Source organism: Thermoflexus sp. (assembly GCF_034432235.1).
In the GTDB taxonomy this organism is placed as follows: Bacteria; Chloroflexota; Anaerolineae; order Thermoflexales; family Thermoflexaceae; genus Thermoflexus.
Window position 1 is genome coordinate 1 of sequence record NZ_DAOUCJ010000016.1, and the last position, 23384, is coordinate 23384.

The 23384-nt window shown below is 64.0% G+C and carries 21 protein-coding genes; 5 read left to right on the forward strand and 16 right to left on the reverse strand.

Annotation, left to right across the window (positions count from 1 at the left end; genetic code table 11):
- Positions 1–139 precede the first annotated feature (139 nt).
- Both VAE54_RS02010 and VAE54_RS02015 read right to left on the reverse strand, forming a co-directional pair.
- Positions 140–946: an alpha/beta fold hydrolase gene (locus VAE54_RS02010; protein ID WP_322800259.1), complete on the reverse strand. Its 807-nt coding sequence runs from the start codon at positions 944–946 to the stop codon at positions 140–142.
- Complete coding sequence (locus tag VAE54_RS02015; RefSeq protein WP_322800260.1) at positions 924–1553, reverse strand: TetR/AcrR family transcriptional regulator; 630 nt, start codon at positions 1551–1553, stop codon at positions 924–926. The genes VAE54_RS02010 and VAE54_RS02015 overlap by 23 nt, the downstream gene beginning before the upstream one ends.
- 209 nt (positions 1554–1762) lie before the next feature.
- Between VAE54_RS02015 and VAE54_RS02020 the strand changes: the two genes are divergently transcribed.
- The 4 genes from VAE54_RS02020 (at position 1763) to aceA (ending at position 6543) form a co-directional block, all read left to right on the forward strand.
- Entirely contained in the window at positions 1763–2749 is a 987-nt protein-coding gene (locus tag VAE54_RS02020; RefSeq protein ID WP_322800261.1) for a sensor histidine kinase, read from the forward strand.
- Complete coding sequence (locus VAE54_RS02025; protein ID WP_322800262.1) at positions 2743–3411, forward strand: response regulator transcription factor; 669 nt, start codon at positions 2743–2745, stop codon at positions 3409–3411. The genes VAE54_RS02020 and VAE54_RS02025 overlap by 7 nt, the downstream gene beginning before the upstream one ends.
- A gap of 217 nt (positions 3412–3628) precedes the next feature.
- A complete protein-coding gene (gene aceB / locus VAE54_RS02030) occupies positions 3629–5254 on the forward strand; it encodes a malate synthase A (RefSeq protein ID WP_322800263.1) in 1626 nt (541 codons plus the stop codon).
- Positions 5251–6543 (forward strand): isocitrate lyase, encoded by a 1293-nt coding sequence (gene aceA, locus VAE54_RS02035; protein WP_322800264.1) that lies wholly within the window; start codon positions 5251–5253, stop codon positions 6541–6543. The genes aceB and aceA overlap by 4 nt, the downstream gene beginning before the upstream one ends.
- Positions 6544–6780: 237 nt before the next feature.
- Here aceA and VAE54_RS02040 read toward each other — a convergent pair whose 3' ends face one another.
- From VAE54_RS02040 to VAE54_RS02085, 10 genes are read right to left on the reverse strand one after another with little or no spacing between them, the layout of a single operon-like run.
- Entirely contained in the window at positions 6781–7731 is a 951-nt protein-coding gene (locus tag VAE54_RS02040) for an LLM class F420-dependent oxidoreductase (protein WP_322800265.1), read from the reverse strand.
- On the reverse strand, positions 7643–7978 hold the full coding sequence (locus VAE54_RS02045) for a hypothetical protein (RefSeq protein WP_322800266.1): 336 nt from the start codon (positions 7976–7978) through the stop codon (positions 7643–7645). The genes VAE54_RS02040 and VAE54_RS02045 overlap by 89 nt, the downstream gene beginning before the upstream one ends.
- Before the next feature lie 24 nt (positions 7979–8002).
- Positions 8003–8944, reverse strand: coding sequence for a carbohydrate kinase family protein (locus VAE54_RS02050; protein WP_322800267.1), 942 nt, complete (start codon positions 8942–8944; stop codon positions 8003–8005).
- Positions 8945–8996: 52 nt separating this feature from the next.
- Positions 8997–10001, reverse strand: coding sequence for an ADP-ribosylglycohydrolase family protein (locus tag VAE54_RS02055; protein WP_322800268.1), 1005 nt, complete (start codon positions 9999–10001; stop codon positions 8997–8999).
- Entirely contained in the window at positions 9998–10954 is a 957-nt protein-coding gene (locus VAE54_RS02060) for an ABC transporter permease (RefSeq protein ID WP_322800269.1), read from the reverse strand. The genes VAE54_RS02055 and VAE54_RS02060 overlap by 4 nt, the downstream gene beginning before the upstream one ends.
- A complete protein-coding gene (locus VAE54_RS02065; RefSeq protein ID WP_322800270.1) occupies positions 10941–12038 on the reverse strand; it encodes an ABC transporter permease in 1098 nt (365 codons plus the stop codon). Before VAE54_RS02065 ends, VAE54_RS02060 begins: the two co-directional genes overlap by 14 nt.
- Before the next feature lie 16 nt (positions 12039–12054).
- Positions 12055–13605 (reverse strand): ABC transporter ATP-binding protein, encoded by a 1551-nt coding sequence (locus VAE54_RS02070; RefSeq protein ID WP_322800271.1) that lies wholly within the window; start codon positions 13603–13605, stop codon positions 12055–12057.
- 15 nt (positions 13606–13620) lie between these two features.
- On the reverse strand, positions 13621–14697 hold the full coding sequence (locus VAE54_RS02075; protein WP_322800272.1) for a BMP family ABC transporter substrate-binding protein: 1077 nt from the start codon (positions 14695–14697) through the stop codon (positions 13621–13623).
- Between the two features lie 26 nt (positions 14698–14723).
- The gene (locus VAE54_RS02080) at positions 14724–15665 is read right to left on the reverse strand and encodes a nucleoside hydrolase (protein ID WP_322800273.1); all 942 of its coding nucleotides are present in this window, start codon (positions 15663–15665) and stop codon (positions 14724–14726) included.
- Entirely contained in the window at positions 15662–16396 is a 735-nt protein-coding gene (locus VAE54_RS02085) for a GntR family transcriptional regulator (RefSeq protein WP_322800274.1), read from the reverse strand. Before VAE54_RS02085 ends, VAE54_RS02080 begins: the two co-directional genes overlap by 4 nt.
- A 116-nt stretch (positions 16397–16512) precedes the next feature.
- Between VAE54_RS02085 and VAE54_RS02090 the strand changes: the two genes are divergently transcribed.
- Positions 16513–17991 (forward strand): MFS transporter, encoded by a 1479-nt coding sequence (locus VAE54_RS02090; RefSeq protein ID WP_322800275.1) that lies wholly within the window; start codon positions 16513–16515, stop codon positions 17989–17991.
- Between the two features lie 567 nt (positions 17992–18558).
- Here VAE54_RS02090 and VAE54_RS02095 read toward each other — a convergent pair.
- The 4 genes from VAE54_RS02095 to VAE54_RS02110 form a co-directional block, all read right to left on the reverse strand.
- The gene (locus VAE54_RS02095) at positions 18559–19290 is read right to left on the reverse strand and encodes a glycosyltransferase family 2 protein (protein ID WP_322800276.1); all 732 of its coding nucleotides are present in this window, start codon (positions 19288–19290) and stop codon (positions 18559–18561) included.
- 124 nt (positions 19291–19414) lie between these two features.
- A complete protein-coding gene (locus VAE54_RS02100) occupies positions 19415–20368 on the reverse strand; it encodes a glycosyltransferase family 2 protein (RefSeq protein WP_322800277.1) in 954 nt (317 codons plus the stop codon).
- A gap of 24 nt (positions 20369–20392) precedes the next feature.
- Entirely contained in the window at positions 20393–21946 is a 1554-nt protein-coding gene (locus VAE54_RS02105; protein ID WP_322800278.1) for a baseplate J/gp47 family protein, read from the reverse strand.
- A gap of 12 nt (positions 21947–21958) precedes the next feature.
- Positions 21959–23167 carry a hypothetical protein gene (locus VAE54_RS02110; RefSeq protein ID WP_322800279.1) on the reverse strand — a complete coding sequence of 403 codons (1209 nt, stop codon included), beginning with the start codon at positions 23165–23167 and terminating at the stop codon, positions 21959–21961.
- Positions 23168–23384 lie beyond the last annotated feature (217 nt).

Sequence of the window (23384 nt, forward strand, 5' to 3'; positions counted from 1 at the left end):
GCCTGCAGCGCATGGGCTGCCTGATTCGCCCGCGCGTTCCATTCCGCGTAAGAGAGCCGCCGACCGGTGGCCGCTTCGATGATCGCCACGCGGTTCGGGGAAAGCCGAGCCCGCTTCGCCAGCCAATCCGCTGCCGGGATCATCCAGAGGGCTCCTCTCCCTTCAGGAAGGCGATCACTACACGGTTGAAGTCCTCCGCCCGCTCGATGAAGAAGAGATGGCCGGCCTCGGGGAAGAGGATCAGACGGCTGTGGGGAATGCGCGCATGCAGGCGCCGGGCGTTCTCCAACGGGACCACACGATCTTCCGTGCCGTGGGTGATGAGGACAGGTGCCTGGATCTCATGGACACGGCTTTCCAGATCGAAGGCCATGGCGGCAGCCAGCTGGCGCTGGTAGGCATAAAGTGGCTGCGGATGAGCGACCCGCCAGGCCACATACGCTTCCAGGGCTTCGGGGTGTTCGCGGAGGAACCGCTCCGCCACAGAGATCGCCCACAGGCGCCGCAGATCGATCTCCGGATCCCCGGTTCGATCGGTGAAGACGGCCAGGCTTTCAGAGGGCATGGGGACCACGTTGGGGCCGCCGAAGGAGGTGCAGCAAAGGACAAGACGGGCGAGCCGATGGGGATAGCGCAGGGCGAACATCTGGGCGATGAAGCCGCCCATCGAGGCCCCCACCAGGTGAGCCCGCTCTATCCCCAGCGCATCCATCAGGCTGGCCACATCATCGGCCATCTGCTCGATCGTGTAGGGGACATCCGGTTTATCCGACTGCCCGGCGCCCCGGTTATCGATCGCGATGGCTCGAAAATGAGCAGCGAAGGCAGGCAACTGGCGATGCCATAGGTAATGGTCGCCGCCCAGGCCGGGGATGAAGATCACGGCCTCCCCATGGCCATGCTCCACATAGAAAAGGTGAACCTCATTCGCCCGCACGTGGGGCATCCGCCGCTCCTTCCCCTTCGGGCGGAAGCGCCATTCCATGGCGGATGAAAGCCATCGCGGTCTCCAGCACCTCTTCCGGAGGCTCCCGGTTCTCCCACAGCACCCAGCGCATCCCCAACAGATGCGCGATCCCCATCAAACAATAGGCCAGCGTCTCGGGATCCATACGGCGGATCTGACCGGCTTCCATCGCTCGCGCCAGCCCCCGGGCATAACCTTCCGCCAGGCGCCGGTAGTATTCCCGATAGACTTCCTCATCCACGAACTGGCTTTCCAGGACGATGCGGTAGAGAAAGCGGTGCTGGAGGACGAAGCGGAAAAAGGCGCGATAACCTTCGCGTTCGATCTCCAGCCGATCCTGCAGGCCCGCCACGGCCATCGCGATGAACTTGCGAAGCTCGTGGCTCATATGGCGGACCAGGGCGCGGAAGATCTCCTCTTTGGAATCAAAGTAGAGGTAAAAGGTGCCCTGAGCCACCCCGGCGCGGCGGACAATCTCCGCGATCGAAGCCCGGCGGAACCCCAGCTCCCCAAAGACCTCCTCTGCCGCCTCCAGCAGCCGGCGGCGGGTCTGCTCGCCCCGAACCGTCACCGGTGCCCGTGCCATGTTCCCCTGGAATATGACAGATGAATCATATATCATATTATTGGGCCCGGGGGATTTTGTCAAGTCCCAGGCGGCCGATCGGACCGCATAAGAGGCAATCTCCAGGTATCATGGGGGTAAAGAGGGGTCCATCCCCTGCCCAAGGGGAAGGAAAGATACCGCTGGCTCCGCCCTTTGGAGAGTGTGAAACGCTGAAGGAGGGCATGGCGATGAGCCCAGGGGAGATGGTAGAGCCCGGAGATCCGGTGCGGGTGGCGGCCCGGGAACTGCTCCGGCTGGCGATCGCATGGCTCGGCGCGGAACGCGGCTGGATCGCTGCTCATCCTGGCTGGCTGGGAGCCGCGGAGGTGCTTCTGGCGGGAGAGAGAGAATCCGAGGCCATCGGGTCTCTCTTCATCCGCCAGTTTCCGGTGGGGGAAGCCGGTATGGAGATCGGCGAGCTGGGGCTGATCTGGACTTGGGAGCCCGATGAAGCCCAGCAGGATCCCAGCGCGGTGCTGGCCATCCTTCGGATGGCCGCAGCACTCCTCCAGCTGGCCCGGGAGCAACAGGCCTCCCGCCGCCTGCTTCATGTGCAGGAACAGGAACTCTGCCGCATCGTCCTGGACATCCACGACGGCCCGGTTCAGGAGATCTTCGCCGCCCTCTCCCAGATCCAGCTGTTACTGCGGGCCGGGCGGCTGAATCGGACGGCGCGCCGTCGTCTGGAACAGGCGGCCCAGCTTCTGGAGCGCTCCCTCACCGAGATCCGCACCTTCATCGGCGCCTTCCGCCCTCCAGAGTTCGAACACCGCCCCCTGCTCGCCATGGTCCACGGCCTGATCCTCCAGCATGAGGTCTTCACCGGCCACGAGGTTCATCTGGAGGTGGAAGGACATCTCCCCACGCCTCCGCTTCCCGTGAAAATCGCCCTCTACCGGTTGCTCCAGGAGGCGCTGAACAACGCGGCCCGCTACGCCGGCGTCGCCCATTACACCGTCCGGTTGCGCGGCGAGCCCCACGGGCTCTGGCTCGAGGTCCGGGACGAAGGCCATGGGTTCGATCCGGAGCGCTATCTGGAAAACTCCTCCCCTGAGGCGATGCGCCACTTCGGGCTGCGGGGGATGCGGGATCGGGCGGAGCTGCTGGGCGGCCGATTTGAAATCGAAAGTGCCCCGGGCCGTGGAACCTCCATTCGGGTGTGGCTGCCATGTTGAAGGGAAAGAGCGGGGTTCCCCGTCGGATCCGGGTTGTGCTGGCCGATGATCACCCCCTGGTCCTGGAGGGCCTGCGGGCGATGCTCCGGGCCGAGGAAGACATGGAAGTGGTGGCCGCCGTGACCGATGGGACGGAGCTGATCCCGGTTGTCGAGCGCCATCGCCCGGACGTGGTGGTGCTGGATCTCCAGATGCCGGGCCTTTCCGGATGGGATTGCCTGGAGGCGATCCGCCGGGCCAGCCCGGGAACCCGGGTGCTGATCCTCACGGCCTTTGGAGATGGCGAGTTCATTCAAATGGCGATCGAACGCGAGGCGGATGGCTTCGTGTTGAAGACGGAACCACCCCAGCAAACCCTCACGGCCATCCGGCAGGTCGCCCAGGGCCATCTGGTATTTCCCCAGGCCGCGCGGCGCTGGCTTAGCCGGCGGATCCCGGAGGGTCTGCTCGCCCTCACCGAACGAGAACGCGAGATCCTGGCCCTGGCGGCGGAGGGCCTGAGCAATGCCCAGATCGCCCGACGCCTCGGCGTCCGGGTGACGACGGTGAAGTTCCACCTTCAGAACATCTTCCAGAAGCTGGGCGTGCGCAACCGCACGGAGGCCGCCCGCGTTTATTTCACCGCCCGCTCCGGTCGGGTTCCTCCGGAGAAATCCCCATAAGCGCCCTACGCCTTCGGGGCCGTCCTCCCCCCTCAAACGGCGAGCCGTGCCCTCTCCTTTGGTCGGGGAAGGCCTCTTCCATCGACGGGGCGGAGAAGCCCTTCTCTCAGGGCGTCGGAACCCCCCGAAGGGATATTGTGAACGCCGATGCGAGCCGATACGATAACAAGTACCCGCCGTAAACCCGTGGCGGAAATCCCCCGGTGGAGGAAGGGAGATGCGCGCCACGCTGGAGGGAATCGAGATCCAGGGGCCTCTCGAAGCACCCTTTGAAGAGATCCTGACCCCGGAGGCGGTGGCCTTCGTTGCAGAGCTGGCCCGGGCCTTCGAGGAGGAGCGGCAGCGCCTGCTGGCCCGGCGCCGGGAGCGCTACGCCCGCCTCGCGGCTGGAGAGCGTCCAGGCTTTCCGCCGGAGACGCGGGGGATCCGCGAGGGGAACTGGCAGGTGGCTCCGCCCCCCAAGGATCTCCGCTGCCGGTGGGTGGAGATCACCGGGCCGACGGATCGCAAGATGGTGATCAACGCCCTCAACTCCGGAGCCCAGGTTTTTATGGCGGATTTTGAGGATGCGAACGTCCCGACCTGGAGGAACATGCTCCAGGGGCAGCAGAACCTTCGAGAGGCGGTGCGGCGGACCATCCGCTACGTCTCCCCGGAGGGGCGGGAATATCGCCTGGCGGAGGAGATCGCCACCCTGATGGTGCGTCCGCGCGGTCTGCATCTGATCGAGCCGCATCTGTGCGTGGACGGCCAGCCGGTCGCCGGGGCGTTGTTCGATTTCGGCCTCTTCATCTTCCACAACGCCCGGGAGCTCCTGAACCGGGGAAGCGGCCCCTACCTCTACCTGCCCAAGCTGGAGGGTTATCTCGAGGCCCGCTTCTGGAACCAGGTCTGCGAGGCCGCAGAGGATCGATTGGATCTGCCGCGCGGAGCCATCCGTGTCTCCGTCCTCATCGAGCACATCCTGGCAGCCTTCGAGATGGAGGAGATCCTGTATGAGCTGCGGGAGCGGATCACCGCCCTCAACCTGGGCCGCTGGGATTACATCTTCAGCATGATCAAAGCCTTCGCCCACGATCCGACGATGATCCTCCCCGATCGCAACCGGCTCTCGGTGTCCGCCACCCCCTTCCTGCGGGCCGCCGCCCGACGGCTGGTGCAGGTCGCCCATCGGCGAGGCGCCCATGCGATCGGCGGGATGTCCGCTTATATCCCCCGCCGGGATCCCGAGGCCAACGAGCGGGCCTTCGCGGAGGTGCGAGCGGATAAAACGTGGGAGGTCCAGATGGGATTCGATGGTGCCTGGGTCGCCCATCCGGGCCTCGTGCCGGTCGTCCAGGAGGTCTTCCGGGAAACCCTCAGGGGGCCGGATCAGATCCAGTGCATCCCGCCGGGTGAGATCACTGCCGAGATGCTGCTTCAGATCCCCGAAGGCCCGATCACAGAAGAAGGGCTGCGGAATAATATCTCCGTCGCGCTGCAATACCTGGGGGCCTGGCTGGCCGGGCGTGGCGCTGTGGCCATTTTCCACCGCATGGAGGACACGGCGACGGCCGAGATCGCCCGCTCCCAGATCTGGCAATGGCGCCGCCACGGCGTCCGTCTGAACGATGGGCGCCTGGTCGATCGAGCCCTCTACCGCGTCCTTCGCGATCAGGAGATCGCCACCCTGGAGCCGACGGGCCAGGAGGAGGGCCTCCGCCTCCGGGAGGCTCAGGAGTTGCTGGACCTCCTGGTGGAATCGGAGGACTTCATCCCCTTCCTCACAGAGCCCGGGATGGCCTATCTGGAGACCGTGGCCTCGCCACAGGCGCGAATCCGTGACGCAGGAGGCACGCGATGAACCGGGATGGCACGCTGTGGATGGCGGAGGCGGAGGCGCTGGAGCAGCGCTGGGCGACGGATCCCCGCTGGAAGGGCATCCGTCGCGATTACACGGCCCTGGACGTCGTCCGCCTGCGGGGATCGGTGCGGGTCGAGCACACCCTGGCCCGCCGCGGGGCGGAGCGGCTCTGGCAACTTTTGCATACGGAGCCCTATGTGGCGACCTTCGGTGCCCTCACCGGGGCCCAGGCCGTCCAGATGGTCCGCGCCGGGCTGAAGGCCATCTATGTGAGCGGCTGGCAGGTGGCCGCCGATGCCAACCTCGCCGGGCAGACCTACCCGGATCAGAGCCTCTATCCTGTCAACAGCGTTCCCGCCCTGGTCCGCCGGATCCAGAACGCCCTGCTGCGGGCCGATCAGATCGAATGGCTGGAAGGGAAAACGGAACGCGACTGGCTGGTCCCCATCGTCGCCGATGCGGAGGCCGGGTTCGGGGGGATCGTCCACGCCTTCGAGCTAATGAAGGCACTGATCGAGGCGGGGGCAGCTGGGGTGCACTTCGAGGACCAGCTGGCGGCGGAGAAGAAATGTGGCCATCTCGGGGGAAAGGTTCTGATCCCCACGGGCCAGTTCATCCGCATCCTGAACGCCGCCCGGCTGGCTGCGGACATCCTGGACGTACCCACCCTGCTCATCGCCCGCACTGATGCGCGGAACGCCACACTGCTCACCAGCGACATCGACGAGCGCGATCGCCCCTTCCTGACCGGGGAGCGGACCCCGGAGGGGTATTTCGTGGTGCGCGGCGGGCTGGAGGGCGCCATCGCCCGCGCCCTGGCCTACGCCCCCTATGCGGATCTGCTCTGGTTCGAGACTTCACAGCCGGACCTGGAGGAGGCCCGGCGATTTGCTGAGGCCGTCCATGCTCAGTTTCCGGGCAAGCTGCTGGCTTACAACTGCTCGCCCTCCTTCAACTGGAAACGCCACCTGGATGACACCGCCATCGCCCGCTTCCAGCGGGAGCTGGCCGCCATGGGCTACCGGTTCCAGTTCATCACCCTGGCCGGCTGGCACCTGATCAATCTGCATACTTTCGAGCTGGCTCGATCTTACCGTCTCGAAGGGATGGCGGCCTATGTCCGTCTTCAGGAGGCGGAGTTCGCCCGGGAGGCGGAGGGATACACCGCGGTCCGGCATCAACGGGAGGTTGGGACCGGCTATTTCGATGCCGTTGTGATGGCCGTCACCCGTGGCGCGACCGCCACGATCGCCCTCGCCGGCTCCACGGAAGCCGAACAGTTCCATTGATCCGCCCGCTATGGGGGGCATGGAGGAGAGACCAAGCGGCCCACGAATCGGACCAGCAATCCCGCCTCCCCTGGCCTCTTGCCATTTAGAAGGCAGAGCTTGGCTTCCCACTCCATTTGCCCCCTAAACACCGCCGTCAAAGTGGCCTGCGCGACCCGGTGAAAATGGTCCCACTGGCGAAACGCGATTCGAAGGGGATGATGTCCGATCTAATAAGGAACCCCTGTGATGATCCCCTCATGACCCGCGGTCCGTTGCAGGAGGACGGAAAGTGGGCATCACTTCGCGGGCGAACCAGCGCATCTGCTCCCGCAACAGGTCCACACGATCATCCCGAAACAGACGAACGTCCCGGAAGGAGAGGATCAGGTGCTCACAGCCGGCTTCACAATAACGGGCGATTTGCTCCCGGACTTCCTCTTCCATTCCCGACAGAACGACATGGCGCTCTCCTACCGCGCCGATGTATTCTGTGAGGGAACGCCGTCCGACATCCGCCGGAAGGAAGAGACCGATGGTCAGCGGACGTCCGTTCCGCCATGAGCGGATGCGTTCGGCTTTCCATGCCAGCTCCTCCGGGGCCACCGCCCAGGGCAGCCAGCCATCCCCCCATCGCGCAGCACGCCGGAGTGAGGGATCCGTCATCCCGCCCACCCAGATCGGCGGTCCTCCGATCTGGATGGGACGGGGCTCGAAAAGCATATCTCGAAACCGAACATAGCGGCCCTCAAAGCTGACAGGCCCAGATGAGGCCCAGAGCGTCCGCATCACCTGGATGGCCTCATCCAGCCGGCGACCTCGCTCCGCCCACGGAACACCCAAAGCCTCCAGTTCCTCTGGTATCCATCCTGTGCCCACCCCCACAATCAGGCGGCCCCGGGAGAGCACATCCAGCGTGGCCAGTTGTTTAGCGAGCAACACCGGGTGGCGAGCCGACGCGATGAGCACCGTTGTGCCCAGTCGAACTCGCTCCGTTATGGCGCTCACATAGGCCAGGGTCATCAGCGCCTCATAGAAAATATGACCCCGTTCCGGGCGATGCACGGGAACCACGATATGATCCGTCACCCAGACGGAGCTATAGCCCAGTGCCTCCGCCTCACGGGCGATCTCCGCGATCGTCTGAGGAGAGGCATAAGTCCATCGATGAGGAAGCGTCACGCCGAAGGAGATCGGCCTCCCGCTCATGAGCGAACTCCCACGATGTCAGACACTGGCGCTGTATCCGCTTCCGGCGAGAGACGTCGATCGCCCAGCAGACCTCGACATTGGGCTCCTGGCTTATCATCCTCAGGCGATCCATCACCATCATCTTGGGGATGAGCTCACCTTGAGTCTCCACATCGACAAAGTGACGTCCCCTCATCACACACACCTCAGGATCCAGGGCCACCGCCATCGCAGTGGTGTCTGTATCTATAATCAGGCGATCCATTGCCTCGCCTCCATGTCGGGATCTTCAGAGCTCTGTCCCGCGCAGGAGATCCGGCCGATGCCTTTCTAAAACTTGTCGGACCTCCGCACGGGTGGGCATCTGGCGGCCGGTTCCCCGCTTCTGGGCTTTCGCCGCCCCCACGGCGTTGGCGAAGAGAGCCGCGCGCTCCAGCGGCCATCCTTTGAGCATCGCGTAGACCCAGCCGGCGGCGAAGCTATCCCCTGCGCCTACTGGATCGACCGCCGACACAGGGAAACCTGGAGCCTCCACCTGCTGCGTGGCGGTAAAGATCCGGCAGCCGGCCGCGCCACGCTTGAGGACCACAATCCTGGGCCCCTCCTGCAAGATCTGGGGGGGATCCAGCTGGAGAGCATGGGCTTCCTCTTCTGTTAGAAGCACCACTTCTGCAAGCGCGAGAGCAGCCTTTAACGCATCTTTTGGGATATGGACAGCCATGGGACCAGCATCGAAAACGATCCGGCAGCCCCACTCCTGCGACCGCTCCAGGATTGCGAGGGCGACCTCCTGGAACGCCGGCTCAGCCAGCGTGTAACCGGGCATGAAGACTGCGGAGGATTCTCGAAAAAGAGACTCCCACTCCGGATGCCAACAAAGCGGAGGAATGCGGCCGTAGGAGCCGATGAGGGCATGCACTCCGTCTTCCCCTACAAGGACCAGAACAGTCGTAGTAGTGGAATGCGGCGGGCGGTAGACGAACTGGAGATCCACGCCTTCTTCGCTCAGGGCCGCGTAGATGATATCCCCGACCGCATCGGTGCCCAGGGCCCCAAGGGCAGAAGCCTTCAACCCCAGCCGGGCGGCCGTGATCAGGAAATTGCCCGAACCTCCAGGTTCCACCTGGATCGGATACGGGGTGTGAATGGCTCCCGGCTCGATGGGAAGGGATGGAACCACACAGAGGATATCAGCCACCAGATCGCCAATCGCTACTACATGAGACCCCATCGCGGATCCCCACCGGACACATTCGGATCAGGAACACATGCGCGAACAGGCCTCATACCCGATGTTTATGAAGCAAGCGCAACAAGCCATACGCGGTTCCCTCGAAATCCAGCTCGGGGTTGACCTCACGCAGGACACGCAGGATTTCGGGAGGGAATGCTGAGAGCCCACTCCACGCGCCCGCGATCGCGCAGGCCATCGCCCCCACCGTATCCGCATCTCCCGAAAGAGCAGCAGCGTAAACTGCGGTCTGGATGGGATCCCCATTAGCCATGGCCAGGATGCCAAAAGCGGCGGGGACCGCCTCCGTGGCTGACAGCGTGCTTCCGATCGTCTCGTAGAGCAACAGAATGCGCTCGAACGGCGGAAGGGGTTGTGCGGCGATCTCCAGGGCCATGCGGATACGCCGCGCCACAGAAGCGCCCATCCAGGGGGGGCCCAGGCGACGCCCTTCCTCCGCTCCCCGGATTCCTGCCGCGAGCACCGACTCCAGGGAGCTGTCCGGGACCAGAGCCACCGCCACCGCGGCAGCCACGGCCGCCGCCCCTGAAATCGCCACATCGGTATGGTGCGTGGGGATCGCTTGAAGGGCTGCGTCGCGGATCGCCCCCTCGATATCGGCCGGATGGATAAGTCCCACCACACTAGCCCGCATGGCCGCCCCGTTTGTATCCCCTCCAAGGCCGGCCTGCTCCACCGGGCACCCGGCTTTGAGGCGCTGGAGCGCGCGACGCGTGCTGGGGCCAATAAAAGGACAGCGTTCCCCACCCGCCTGCTCATACCAGGCCAGCAACGCTCGAGCCACTCCTCCGGCCGTCACTTTCCCTTCCCACTGGATCGCCTGGGCTACGGCAAAGGCCTGCTCCGTATCATCGGTGACCCGTCCGGCCGGAAGCCCTGCATGGACCGGATGATCCGGAGGGGCAGGGTAGAAGCGATCCAGCCAGCCGCCGAACCGCTCCCAAGTCTGAAGGGGATGAAGCAAGGCAGGCATCCCCCACGCATCCCCCAGCGCCTGTCCGTAGAGCGCACCCAGGATGCGATCGTCCAGGCTCATAGACCCGATTCCCTCAAAGACGACGCTCGAAGATAGCGGCGGGCAGCCGCCTGTTGAACGATCGCATAGACCGCCAGCGCCATCACCGTCGCAACATAAGGGATCATCTGAACCCACTGGGGAGGGATTCGAAGATTCCCCAGCTGGCTGGCCAGGGCGTCCGCAGCCCCAAAGAGCAGAGCGGCCAGCATCGTGCCCAGGGGATGCCGCCCGCCCATGAAAACCGCAGCAAGAGCAATGAAGCCGCGCCCGGCAGTCATGTCACGCTGGAAGAGCTGCAGATATCCCATGCTCATATATGCGCCTCCCAATCCGGCCAGGAGGCTGCTTAACAGCAATGCCTGATAGCGGAGGGCGCGAACATTCAAACCCACGCTGGCCGCGGCTTCCGAATGAGCCCCTACAGCCCGCACGTGAATTCCCCATGGCGTGTGATAAAGAAGCAGAGCGACCACCCCGACCATCAGAAAGGCCACATAAACCATCACATTGTGATGGTTCAAAACAGGCCCCAGGATCGGAACGGCCTCCAGAAGCGGCACATCGACCGTGGGCATCACCCGGCTGGCCAGCTTCGCGGAGGTCCCTTTATCTCCAGTCAGACTATAGAGCACAAAGACCGTGCCCCCAGAGGCCAGGAGATTGAAGGCCAGGCCGGTCAGGATCAGATCCGCTTTTAACTCCAGATGGAGGAAAGCCAGGCCCAGGGCCAGGATGGCGCTGGCCGCCATCGCAGCGGCCAGCCCCGCCCATGCGCTTTGGGTGTAGGCGCTGATCACAACGCCTACAAAGGCAGCCGTCAGCATTATCCCTTCCAGAGCAATATTGATCACCCCAGCCAGCTCAGAGACCAATCCCCCCAGGGCAGGCAGGAGAATAGGAGTGGTCACCCGCAGGACGCTGGCCAGGAACGCCGGGGAGAGAATTGCCCGCAACACCTCACTTTCCGACATGGAGATCCCCCCTGCGAAAGACCCGGCGGCGGAATATCTCAAAAAGCGCCTCGGCAGTCAGAAAAAGGATGATCGTCGCCTGGATCAAACGCACCAGATCCGAGCCCACCGCGGCAGTGCGCTCCATAATGTCCCCGCCGATTCGCAAGTAAGAGTAAAGCAGGGCGGCGAAAGGGACGAGGGCTGGATTGTTTCGAGCCAGCAGGGCGACCACGATCCCTTCGAACCCTAGGCCTAGGGAGATGTTCAGGATCAGCCGCTGATGAATTCCCGCGGCCAGATAGGCCCCGGCCAGCCCGGCTGGGATGCCGCTCACCACCATGGCGATCAGGATGGTTCGTCGCAGGGGGATGCCTGCATAATGAGCGAACTCGGGATTCGCCCCTACCACCCGCAGCTCGTATCCGAGGGTCGAACGGTACAGGAGAAGCCAGGCCAGGACCGTTCCAGCCAGAGCGAGGGGAAGGCCCATATTGATCCGGGTTCCCGGGATCAGAGCTCCCAGGGTCGCCGTTGAGGGGAAAGGATCCGTCCAGTTATAGCCTGCGCCAGGCGGCTTCAGCCAGTAGGTAAGCAGCAACTCATAGAAACGCTGGGCGATCACGTTCAGCATCAGGGAGGCCACCAGCTCGCTGACGCCGAGATAAGCCTTGAGGACGCCTGGGATCAAACCGTAAAGGGATCCGACCCATGCAGCGGATCCCAGGGCAACGATGAGATGGAGGACGCCAGGCAATGGCATGCGCAGGGCGACAATGCCTGCGACCAGGGCACCCAGATGGAGCTGGCCCTCCGCCAGCAAGCTGAACTGCCGGGCCTGGAAAACGATAGCGAAGGCCAGCCCAAGCCATATCAGCCCGGTGGCATCTTCGATCCAGGTCCCCAGACGAGCGGGAGTGCTGACCGGGCCAGTGAGCAGGGCGATGTATGCTTGAAGCGGGCGCGGGCTAACCAGCAAAGTGACCAGGAATCCCACGCCCAGGGCGGCGATGACTGTTGTCAGCGGCCGGGCTACCTCAAGCCATGCCTGGTAACGGCGTAGCCTCTGAATTCGAGAGGCCTCCATCGCTTCTCCCGTCAGCACTTCCGTCCCCTCCCGTTCATAGCCTCCCTGCCTCCATTTTCCCGTCGATCAGAGGCTGGCGTTTCAACCCCAGCATATAAAGGCCGATCTCCTCTTCGCTGATCTGACGCGGATCCGGGAAGAGCGCCACGATTTCCCCGTTGTGTATCACGGCCAGACGGTCAGATAGCTCCTGCAATTCCGAGAGATCTGAGGACACCAGGAGGATGGCTGCCCCCTGGGACCGTTGCTGGAGCAGGAGTTGATGCACGGCCTCCGTCGCCCCCACATCCAGGCCCCGGGTAGGCTGGGCCGCCAGCAGCAATAGCGGGCCTTGGCTCAGCTCCCGGGCCAGGATCACCCGCTGTATGTTCCCACCGGAGAGGGCACCGACCGGCACTTCTGGATCCGGCGCTCGGATATCAAAGGCTCGCATCAGGGCGCTCGCATGGCGGCGGATCGCTCCCCGGTCTAACCATCCTCCTCGTGAAAACGATGGGTTGAAATAGCGATCGGCGATCAGGTTCTCGGCGATAGAAAGCGAGAGGGCCACTCCGTTGCGGAGACGATCCTCCGGGATGTGGGCGAGGCCCGCCTGGCGGATCCGCCGGGGATTCCCGGGAGGCAATCGCTGGCCGTTCAGCCAGATCTCGCCAGCCGTCGGCCGACGCAATCCAGCCAGGATCTCCACCAGCTCCGATTGCCCATTGCCCTCCACCCCCGCAATCCCCAGGATCTCCCCGGCCCGAATCTCAAAAGAGACGTTGCGCAGAATCTGGCGTCCTTCTTCATTGATGTAAGAGAGGCCCTCCACGGATAGCACCAGTGGGCCGGGCCGGGCGGGCGGATGTTCCCGGGTTGTGGAGACCTGACGCCCCAGCATCCAGGCTACCAGTTGCTCCTCCGAGGCCTCGGCCACCGGCAGGGTTCCTACCACGCGCCCTTGGCGCATCACGGTAACCCGATCTCCGATCGCTTTCACCTCGCGGAGCTTGTGGGTGATGAAGATCACCGTCTTCCCTTCGCGCACGAGATCACGAATGGACCGGAACAGCTCGTGGGTTTCCTGAGGAGTTAACAGGGCGGTTGGCTCGTCGAGGATCAGCAGATCTACGCCTCGGCAGAGGGCTTTTAGGATTTCCACCCGCTGGCGCGCCCCGACCGAAAGATTGGCTACCCGGGCCTCCGGATCGATCTTCCACCCGTACCGCTCTATCATGGTGCGAACCGTTCGAACCGCCGCGGGGCGATCCCACAGGCCCCAGCGCCGGGGCTCCATCCCCAGCAGGATGTTCTCCGCCACCGTGAACTCCGGGATCAACAGGAGATTCTGGTGCACCATGCCGATCCCCAGCCGGATAGCGTCCAGTGGCGATCGGATCTGAACTGTGGCGCCATGAACCCGGATCTCTCCGGCATCCGGCCGCTCCAGTCCGTAAAGGATTTTCATCAGGGTGGTTTTGCCCGCCCCGTTCTCCCCGATCAGGGCATGGACTTCCCCTGCCTCCACTTCGAAATTCACCCGATCATTGGCCACCACTCCGTTCGGATAGACTTTCGTGATGCCTCGCATCTCGACGAAGGGCATGCCCCATCCCCCGCTTCACTTGAAGACGGTATCGATCCGGATCCGACCCTCCAGAATCGCTTTCTCCGCCTCTTCAATGCGGGCCTTTACATCCTCCGGCGTCAGTTTCTGATAGTTTTCGTTCTTGGCCAGCCCAACCCCACCTTCCGCGATCCCCAGCGCCTCCGCCCGCCCCCAGGGGACCTTGCCTTCCAGCGCCAGACGCAACGCTCGATAGATGGAGTTGTCCACGTTCTTCAACATCGAGGTGAGGATCCGGGCAGCCACCTCCGGCTTCTGGTCTTTCAGCATGAACCACTGATCGCTATCCACTCCAATGGACCAGCGTCCTTCCTCCGCGGCGGCCTCAAGTACCCCGAGCCCCGTGCCTCCGGCCACATTGAACACAATCACCGCGCCCTGGCGATACATTGCCTTGGCGATCTCCTTGCCCTTGGCGGGATCGTTGAAGGCCCCCGCATATTGCACCAGCACATCGCGATCCGGGTCCAGGCCTGCGTCCTTGGCGCCCTGCTTATAGCCGACGATAAAGTCGTTGATGACGGGGATATCCATACCCCCCACCACCCCGATCATCGGCCTTCCAGATCCCTCCGGCAGAAGCTTGCGGGCCATCAAGCCCGCATAAAGCCCAGCCAGATAAGAGCCCTCGTTCTGTTTATAAAGGATGGAGTAAACATTCGAGCACCGGTTGGGGCACTTCTCATAATTCACCGCAGTGTCGAAAATAATGAACTTCTTGTCTGGATGTTTAGCCGCCACATCAGCCAGGATCTCCGCCATCTGGAAGGTGCCCACAATCAGGATGTCGTAGTCCTTGCTGGCGGCTACGTCCTCGAGGCCCGGGCGGTGTTTGGCGGGATCCCATCCCAGCTCGATGGTCTCCGTGGCTACTCCCAGCTCCTGGCGGGCTCGATCCATCCCCCGCTGCGCGGAATCAAAGAAAGACTTATCCCCCAGGGTGCCATTGAGGACCAGGATTGCCTTCAGGGGCTTCGCTCCTCCCGGAGCAGGAGGGGAAGGAGTTGAAGGAGCCCCAGCACAACCTATCAGCAGAAGTGCGGGGAGAAACAATTTCAGCCATTTCCACATTTTTCCCTCCCGCTGAAGGGATTCTATCAGGATTCAAGCAACGAACGACGAAAAGCGGATCCCAGCATCTGGAGAAGGATGCTGCGATCTACCGCAGTGGCCACGCGGGCATTGGGCGGCCGCCCGCGCAACCTCATACGATCCACAGCGGTTAATCCCCGGCTGATAGCCCCTACCGTCTCCACCTCAATATACCAAGATTCCAAACGGGCAGATGCCGGATTCAGGGCGACGACCATCGCAACCGGATCCGCCAACACCATCCCGGGCCAGCCGCGCGCTTTCAGGAGCTGCTGCAAACGGGCCGTCATCGGGGCGATCACCTTCGGCCCCAAAGGCTCTATCCGAAGCAGCCGATCCCAGTCCTCCCAAGGGATGAAAGCCTCCACAACCGTCTCCCAGGGCACCACAATCGGATCCATCCCGCGGGCAAAAACGGCCGCTGCGGCCTCCGGATCCGCGTAGGCATTGAATTCCGCCACCGGAGTGGTGTTGCCCTGCGCACGGATGGCACCACCCATCCACAGGAATCCCCCGAGGAGCCGGGGGAGCTCTGGTTCCAGCGCCACCGCCAGGGCCACATTGGTCAACGGGCCCAGGGCGATCAAAAGCAGCTCGCCCGCGAACCGGCGGGCGAGGTTCACGATCGCCCATGGAGCAGGATCCGGATCCGGGCTTCGGGAGGAAGGTGGGAACCCCGCATCCCCCAGACCGTCCTGACCGTGGATCTCCATGGCGTGGATCGGCGGCCCGACCAAAGGCTGCGCAGCCCCCCGGAAGATCGGGATGGCACCCGCTCCCACGAAATCCAGCACAATCCCCACGTTGCGAATAACCCGATCAACTGGCACATTGCCAGAGACAGTGGTAATCGCCACCACCTCCGCCGAGGGATCGGACAGAGCCATCAGAAGCGCAATCGCATCATCTACACCCGCATCGGTATCGATGATCAGCCGCTGTTTCATGGGAACTCACTCCGATAGGACCGAAGAGCGGTGAACGTTAATTCATAACGATCTCCCCGATAGAGCAATTCCAGCCACTCCAGCGGCGTCCCATCTTCCAGATATGTGACCCCCTGGATGGACAGCAGGGGCGCACCCTGGGGGATACCGAGCAACCTGGCTTGCTTCGGGGTAGCCGCCACCGCCCGCAGCACCTGCTCAGAGCGGGCGATTCGCAACCCACATGGTCCTTCCAGGACGGCATACAGGGAGGCCGTGGTGAAATCGACATGAATCAAATCCGGACACAAATGCTCAGGAACGAAGGAGAGATGCAGCGCCAAGGGCTTCCCGTTCACCAGTCGGAGCCGCTCGATGCGGATCACACGCTGATCGGCGCGAAGCTGAAGAGCTCGAGCGATCGCAGGGGGCGGGATGATCGCCTCGAGGGCAAGGACACGAGCCCAGGTCTGCATCCCCTGGCGCTGAATCTCCTCGGTGAAACTGGAGAGGTGGAAAAGCCCATATTTCACTTTGGAGGCTGCGACGAAAGTCCCGCGCCCCTGCACACGATATGCGAGGCCCATACGCACAAGGAAATCCAGCGCGCTCCGCGCCGTGTTCCGGCTCACGCGATAGGCCCGCATCAGCTCATATTCGGAGGGCAGCGGATCGCCCGCACGGAGCTCTCCAGACTCGATCGCCTCCTGCAACGCCCGGGCGATCTGGATGTATTTGAGTGGAACCCGCATGCGGTTCATACGAGGAAACATGAAGACATGAAGGGTTGACCCATCAAGTTACCGTGCCCTGATTCTAAGCATCTCCGAGCTCCTTGTCAAGCCCCCTACACAACCGAGATTCAGACATGGGCTGGGGAAGAGGGAACCCTCTGCAAGGCCTTCGAAGCAGTCCCCCCAGGCGCGTGCAGCTGGAGCTCACCCCGGAAGGGCATGCCCTCCTGGAGGCCCTCTTCCAGGAGGCCAGCCTCTGGTTACAGGAGCGTCTGGCACCGCTGCCACGCGAGGAGCTGGAAAGCCTCCTCTTCGCGCTGAAGATCCTGAGGAGGATCCGTACCCATGGCCTGATCAGCTTCGTCTCCGCGATGCCCGTTCCCCTGGTCTCCCCGTGGGCAGGGATCGTGGCCGATCAGGTTCCCAAACGGAACCTGCTCCTTCTCACCCAATCCACGATGATGGCCCTGGTTCTGTCCGCGCTGGCCTTCCCGGGACGGATCCAGCCCTGGCATATCGTGGCGCTCTCCTTCTTACTGGGCCTGGCGAACACTTTTGACGCGCCGGCCTGCCAAGCCTTCGTTATTGAACTGGTGGGGCGGGAGGACCTCATGAACGCCATCGCTCTGAATTCCGCTCTGTTCAACTCCGCCCGGATCATCGGCCCTTCCCTGGCTGGGATCGTCTTGGCGGCCTTCGGCCCCGCCTGGTGCTTCCTCCTGAACGGGATCAGCTTCCTGGCTGTCATCTTCGGGCTCACACGCATGCGGGTTTCCGATCATCCCGGGCCGGGCGTGGAGCATTCCCCGCTGACTCAGCTTCGCGAAGGCTTTCAGTATGTCTGGCGCCATCGAACCGTTCGGAGGCTGATCTTCATGGTGGCGGTCTCGAATCTCTTCGCCTCCGGTTATTCAGTTCTGCTCCCCGCCTTTGCCCGGGATGTGCTGGGAGGGTCCGAGATCACCCTCGGGCTGTTGACCACGGCCGTGGGGGTGGGATCGCTGCTTGTGGCCGTATTGCGCAGGCCGGGCTATGCGGGACTTCTGCTCCGGGCAGCCAGCCTCCTCTTCCCCGGGCTGGTGGTCGGCCTGGCCTTCGCATCCCAATTGCCCCTGGCCATGCTCCTCCTGGTGGGAATCGGCGTGGGATTTGCCGTGCAAAACGCCCTGGCGAACACGATGATCCAGCATCTCATCCCGGATGCGCTGCGGGGACGGGTGATGAGCTTCTACACGCTGGTCTTCTTCGGCCTCTTCCCGGTCGGCGCGCTGCTCTCGGGAGGGCTGGCACAGGCGCTGGGGGTATCCATCCGCATCGCGATGGGCGGAGGGGTGGGCTCTGGCTCCGGAGATCATCGCCCTTCGATCCCCGGATCCCCCTGTCAGGGCCCTGAACCTCTCTCTCCGGCGCTTCATTCTCCGCCTAAGGGGTGGGTGGAGGCGGAACGATCGTTACACATGCATGGTTATTCTGAGGGTTCGCATCGCTCGTCAGGAGATAGACGCAGTTCTGGAAGGGCTGCAAAGGCACCGCGGGGAATTGCACGACGAGGCCCATCCCTATCGTACCGTTGTGAGGGACAGATTGTGGATATCGATCGCCGCATCGGATGATCGAAGGGGTGATCATGAAGCAGATAGGGCCGCCGGGCCCTCCAAAGCCCACCAGGGCAAAGGAGATCGTCATGGTGTCCGTGATGGAGATCCCCATCTGGGTATCCGGGCCATAATTGGTGTTGAAGGTGCACTGCGCCTGAGCCCAGTTGCACTGAGCAGATTTCTGGATCCCGAAATCCGGCGGAAGGGAAACCGCAACAGGGGTGGCTACAGGCGTAGGGGAGGCAGCAGGCGGACCCGCTGGCTTCGGCGGCGCCTTCGTAGGGGTGGCGGGCGGCCGGGTGGGCGCGGGCGTCGGGGTCGGCGTCTGCGTCGGAGTAGGCGTGGGCGCCTTCGTTGGAGTCATGGTCGGCGTCGGGCTGGGCGGCGCCTTCGTAGGGGTGGCGGGCGGCCGGGTGGGCGCGGGCGTCGGCGAAGGCGTGGCCCGGGCACAAGCCGTCATGGCCAGCAACGCAACGAACCCGAGTCCCCTCAGCCCGTGCACCAATCGATGGCGCATCGCCTCTCCTCCTTTCAGCCGGATCTTCCAGAAAAAGGATGTTAAACCACTTCATCCCCTAGAGCTTACGTATACTCCCGTTGCAGGAGCCGGTAAGTCTCCCATACGGCGAGGGCCATCCAGAGGGCCAGCCGGAGGCCATGGAGGCCATCGCTGTATCCTCGCAGCTGTATAAAGCGGCGCCAGAACTCCCGCGCCATCATCGTCCATGGCGTGTAGATCCGAGGGCGCACTCCTGCTTCCCGAAGGGCCTGCGCCTCCAGCCGCGCATAGGCGCGTTGCTTGGCCCGAAATTCCGCTGGGGAATCGTAGTTATGATGGATCAGCGGGTTCCGCAAATACCCCGCCGCGCCCTGCAGCACCACAATCTCATGGACCGGACGTTCGTATCGGGCATAGCCCCGGCGCAGAACCCGCAGCTGGTAATCCGGCCACCATCCTCCGCCCCGCGTCAGCCGCCCGAACAGATAGTTCCGTCGGGGCACCCACCAGCCTACATAGCACGGATCCCGGATAGCCGACCGGATCTCCTCCGCCAGCTCCGGCGTCGCCCGCTCATCGGCGTCTACGAAGAAAATCCAGTCGGCCTCCACCTGCTCCAGGGCCGCGTTGCGCTGGGCTGCGTAGTTCTCGAAGGGATGCTGGATGACCTCGGCCCCGCAGGCGCGAGCCCGCTCCACCGTGTCGTCCTCACTATACGAGTCGAAGACCACCACTCGATCCGCCCAGCGCACGCTCTCAATGCACGCCTCGATAAAGGCCGACTCGTTACGGGTGAGGATCACCACCGCCAGCATATGTTTTCCCACCGAAGGAAGTTACGGAATTCAGCGCGACGGGAAGGCGAGAGGATCCCTCTCTGCAACCCCGATCGCCACAGGGAGGGGGATCGAAGCTTCCCCCCAGGAAATCGGTTGCGAACTAATCGGGGAGGCTTTCCGCCTGAAGCGCCATATGCTTTACCGCCTTATAGGCCGCCCGCAAGGCCACGCTCTCAGGATCCACCAACCGGGCCAGGGCCCGGGCGCGCACGTCGGCACCCAGGGCCACCAAGCAACAGGCGGCCCGGAACTTCCATCGCGGATAATGCCGGCGGTAAAGCCGCAGACGGCTCGCCCAGAGCGCCCGCACCATCTCCGGGCGCATCTGCCGGGCGCTCTCCCCGCCCGCATGCACCACGACCGCTTCCGGCACGCAGTAACGCTCCCAACCGGCCCGGGCCATCCGCCAGCACCAGTCCACCTCCTCCGCATACATCCAGTAGCCCTCATCCAGCAACCCCACCGACCGGATCGCCTCCCCCCGGACCATCATCGCCGCCCCAAGGGGATGCCCGATCCGAAACGGTTCCCCCCGCACATACCAGGCCCGGGGATAACGTCCGTTCAGACGGGTCTCCAGCAGACGGGGATGAAGCGGGAAGAGATCGAGGAAGAGCTGAGCGAGCCCTGGGAAATCAAAGGCGCTGTGTTGAAACCGGCCATCCGGGTAAATCAACCGCGGGCCACATATGCCGGCACGGGGGGTGGATTCCATGAAACGGAACAGGATGCGGGGGGCTTCATCCAGGATCTCCGTATCCGGATTGAGCAGCCAGACATAACGCGGCGCCGCAGGATGATCCGGGAACCCCATGGCCCGCAGCGCCTGGTTGTTCGCGGCGGCAAACCCTTGATTGGTGGAATTCACGATCAGGCGAACGGCGGGGAAGGCAGAGCGGACCGCCTCCACGGTGCCATCGCGGGAGGCGTTATCCACCACCCACACGGAGGCGGTCAGGGCCGATCGCTCCAGGGCGACGAAGAGCGAACGCAACGCCCGCAGGGCCCAATCCCGCACGTTCCAGGTCACCATCACCACCGCCAGGTCATCCATCCGCAACATCCAGAGGGGACGTCCCTACCGGATCCGCACCCGAATCCGGGACTCCAGCAACGGGAGCCAGGGCCAGCCCTGGGGGGCGATCCGGATTTCCGGCGGCTGAGAGAGGGGAAAGGCCTGGAGCTGACGAAGGGCCTCGTCGAGGGATCGCCCGCGGATCTTTTGACGGATCTGCGCGACGGAAAGGCGAGGGATGGCTTTCCCCTGGGCCTGGAGGGTCATCCGGATACGCGAATTGCCTTCCGCATCGCTCTCCATCACGGCTTCCAGATCCTTACACCCGGTGAAGGCGAATCCCTCGGCGACGAGCTCATACCCTGGAGGGGTCTGCCGGGTGAGGGCGACCAGGGCGATCGCTCCGATATCGCTTTGCAAGACCTTATATCCGACAACCCGAGCGCGCATCTCCGCCCGCAGGGTCTGGGCCGGCTCCCCGACCAGTCGATCGTATCCTTCCAGCAACACCTGGATCTGCAGGGTTTGCGGCAGCACACAATCCTGAGGATCCAGCCCGGCCAGCATCTGAGCGTAACCCTGCTGGCGCAGCTGGGCGATCAGGGCCTCGCGCAACCGATCCCGATCGGCGGCGGTGACGACCGGGATGATATCGAGCCGGCCCCCTGTCAGAGGCTCCGGATTGCTCACGCGCAACGCGAAGGCCAGGGGCCCTTCCACCAGGTTGATCTGGTTCGGCCCCACATTGCCCACCGGCCCGGGCTCCAGGGCCCGCACCCGGGCGATGGCCGTGGCCCCAAAGCCCGCCGGCACGGTGACCGACGGGCTGATCACGAAGCGAACCGCCATGTTGCCGCTGGCCGCTCGAACAATCGTGCCGGAAGGGACTTCCACCGGACGGGCGGTCTGGTTCACCAGCACGACATGGCCTTCCGCGTAGCCAGCAGGCTGTTCCTGACGTCCGGTCGCTTGCGTCTCCGCCCGACCCTCCACGATGACAGCCACCGGGTAAGCCGGGATAGCCCCCCGGCGGAGATCCCGGGCCGCCAGGCGGGGATCCGCGATCACAGTTTCCCGGACAGCGACCGGCTGTCCCTGGGGATAGAGGGTGACTTCCGCCGAAGGGATCAGGAAGATCGCCAGGAACAGCATCGCGAGAAGCCCCAGGCCGCCGATCGCCAAGCTCAGCCCATAAGCCCATCGGGGAAGCGGCCGACGCCGGGCCTCCGCCCACGCCTGCATGGCCGGCGTGAGCCCCAGGACCACCCCCGGCTCGCTGTAATCTCCATGGTCCGGCCATGAGGCGCGCAGGGCGGCTTCCCGGGTGGGGAAAGCGGGAACCCCCAGCTCGCGGGCGATCCGGCGCCCCTCACCGGAGGGGGTGACCAGAGCGATCGCCTTCCCGATCCCTTCCGCCAGATGCTGAAGACGACGCAAGAGAACAGGGCCCATCGCGGGATGATCCGCCGGGACCTCCAGGATCACCCGGGAAGCCCGGGCGGTGGCGATCCGGAACCGCAATGAGGCCCAGTCATCATCCGGCCAGACCGTGAGGATCTCGGGCGACGGCTCCGTTTCCATCGCCTGGAATTCCGGCTTCTCATCCGGGATCCCCATCCATCCACCCCCTCATCCGTTTCGACAGAGACGGACGATCTCCTCAATCGTATCGTTCACAGAAGGCACCAGGCGATCGGCATAAGCCTCCAGAAGCTCCGCCTTGGGACCCGGGTGCGGAGCCACCCCGAACACGGTCAGGCGGACGGACATGCCCAGCTCATACAACTGGCGAACGGTGCGAAAAATCCCCTGGATGCCCTTTACGGAATCCTCGACCAGCACGACATGCCAGGAGAATTCCGACCATTCGGCCAGGGGGCCGGTCAGGGTTCCAGCCTGGAGGGTCTCATAGGCGGACTGGAGGGCCTGGGTTTCCGGAATCCCATCGACGGAGGCGATCGCCGCGGCAAAGGCGGCCATCCCGTGGATCGGATGTGGCTTGGTCGGGTTTTCCCGCAGCCCGACGGCATCGGCCAGCCAGAACAGGCGGCCCAGGCCCACCGGCGGCCAGTCCTCCAGCCGGATCTGCCGGGCAGCCAGCTCCGCCTCCGGGGAATAAACCGGGAAAGGCGGCGGCGGTTCTTTCAACGGCGGGCGGGAAGGTCGTGAGGTGTAGAACGCGGGGGCCAGACGACCCTCATGCCAGACATGGACGAGCGCTCGAGATCCCTCGTAGGCCAGTAACGGCTGGTCCTCCTCCAGCAACCCTCGAGGGACCTCGACGGGCGCGGGCTGCCCATACGCCTCGCGATAGGCCTGGCTTCCGACCATCCAGGCCTGAAAGACCGCCGTGGTCGGGCAGGACAGGCGGTGAGTGTTGGCCAGGAGGACATCCAGCAAAACCGCCAGCGCATCCGAGCGAGGAAGCTGCGGCAGGAGCTCCTGCCGCCAGAGGCGCAGGGCCGCCTGGGAAGGGCGCTCACCGGGCTGAGCTGCTTCGCCCGCCGCCTTCACCCAGGCGACATAATGGGGGCGAATCTCCCGGCCATCCAGGGCCCGCTCGGCCAGGCGGGCCATGGCCTCCTCGAAATCCGGGACGATCCAGCGCTCATCGAGGCGGGCAGCCTCCAGCAGCAGCCCGGCCAGACAGATGGCCGTGGAATCCCATTCGCTGGTCACCCCCGAGGCCTCAAACCATTCGATGTCCCCCTCCGTCGGCAAAGGGATTTCCCATCCCAGGCGCCGGGTGAAGGTCCCCAGGGTAGCCGGGATCCCTCGTTTATACCCTACCGGTAGCACCAAGACATCATCGATGTCCAGCAGGAGGACAACGGGCATCCCCTCTCCTCTCCGAACGGATCACGGGGCTCCACAACTCGAGATGATTCTATTCTCGTCCTCCCGGAATACACAAAATGGGGAAGCGAGATCGGTTCTGGGATGGCGATCGGCTCAGCTCCCCGGCTCCTCGAAAGCCCCCTGCGGCGTAGCCCCGGCTTGAAACCGCGACTCCGCTAAGAGGATGCCAGAGCCTCGGCCTCGATCTCCACCCCAT

What these genes read in the sequence shown, in the direction of transcription:
- aceA (WP_322800264.1), top strand. Translation starts at nt 5,251, where the DNA reads ATGAACCGGGATGGCACGCTGTGGATGGCGGAGGCGGAGGCGCTGGAG.
- VAE54_RS02055 (WP_322800268.1), bottom strand. Translation starts at nt 10,001, where the DNA reads ATGAGCCTGGACGATCGCATCCTGGGTGCGCTCTACGGACAGGCGCTG.
- VAE54_RS02075 (WP_322800272.1), bottom strand. Translation starts at nt 14,697, where the DNA reads ATGTGGAAATGGCTGAAATTGTTTCTCCCCGCACTTCTGCTGATAGGT.
- VAE54_RS02080 (WP_322800273.1), bottom strand. Translation starts at nt 15,665, where the DNA reads ATGAAACAGCGGCTGATCATCGATACCGATGCGGGTGTAGATGATGCG.
- aceB (WP_322800263.1), top strand. Translation starts at nt 3,629, where the DNA reads ATGCGCGCCACGCTGGAGGGAATCGAGATCCAGGGGCCTCTCGAAGCA.
- VAE54_RS02085 (WP_322800274.1), bottom strand. Translation starts at nt 16,396, where the DNA reads ATGCGGGTTCCACTCAAATACATCCAGATCGCCCGGGCGTTGCAGGAG.
- VAE54_RS02045 (WP_322800266.1), bottom strand. Translation starts at nt 7,978, where the DNA reads ATGGATCGCCTGATTATAGATACAGACACCACTGCGATGGCGGTGGCC.
- VAE54_RS02015 (WP_322800260.1), bottom strand. Translation starts at nt 1,553, where the DNA reads ATGGCACGGGCACCGGTGACGGTTCGGGGCGAGCAGACCCGCCGCCGG.
- VAE54_RS02010 (WP_322800259.1), bottom strand. Translation starts at nt 946, where the DNA reads ATGCCCCACGTGCGGGCGAATGAGGTTCACCTTTTCTATGTGGAGCAT.
- VAE54_RS02090 (WP_322800275.1), top strand. Translation starts at nt 16,513, where the DNA reads ATGGGCTGGGGAAGAGGGAACCCTCTGCAAGGCCTTCGAAGCAGTCCC.
- VAE54_RS02040 (WP_322800265.1), bottom strand. Translation starts at nt 7,731, where the DNA reads ATGAGCGGGAGGCCGATCTCCTTCGGCGTGACGCTTCCTCATCGATGG.
- VAE54_RS02020 (WP_322800261.1), top strand. Translation starts at nt 1,763, where the DNA reads ATGAGCCCAGGGGAGATGGTAGAGCCCGGAGATCCGGTGCGGGTGGCG.
- VAE54_RS02025 (WP_322800262.1), top strand. Translation starts at nt 2,743, where the DNA reads ATGTTGAAGGGAAAGAGCGGGGTTCCCCGTCGGATCCGGGTTGTGCTG.
- VAE54_RS02060 (WP_322800269.1), bottom strand. Translation starts at nt 10,954, where the DNA reads ATGTCGGAAAGTGAGGTGTTGCGGGCAATTCTCTCCCCGGCGTTCCTG.
- VAE54_RS02100 (WP_322800277.1), bottom strand. Translation starts at nt 20,368, where the DNA reads ATGGATGACCTGGCGGTGGTGATGGTGACCTGGAACGTGCGGGATTGG.
- VAE54_RS02095 (WP_322800276.1), bottom strand. Translation starts at nt 19,290, where the DNA reads ATGCTGGCGGTGGTGATCCTCACCCGTAACGAGTCGGCCTTTATCGAG.
- VAE54_RS02105 (WP_322800278.1), bottom strand. Translation starts at nt 21,946, where the DNA reads ATGGGGATCCCGGATGAGAAGCCGGAATTCCAGGCGATGGAAACGGAG.
- VAE54_RS02110 (WP_322800279.1), bottom strand. Translation starts at nt 23,167, where the DNA reads ATGCCCGTTGTCCTCCTGCTGGACATCGATGATGTCTTGGTGCTACCG.
- VAE54_RS02050 (WP_322800267.1), bottom strand. Translation starts at nt 8,944, where the DNA reads ATGGGGTCTCATGTAGTAGCGATTGGCGATCTGGTGGCTGATATCCTC.
- VAE54_RS02070 (WP_322800271.1), bottom strand. Translation starts at nt 13,605, where the DNA reads ATGCCCTTCGTCGAGATGCGAGGCATCACGAAAGTCTATCCGAACGGA.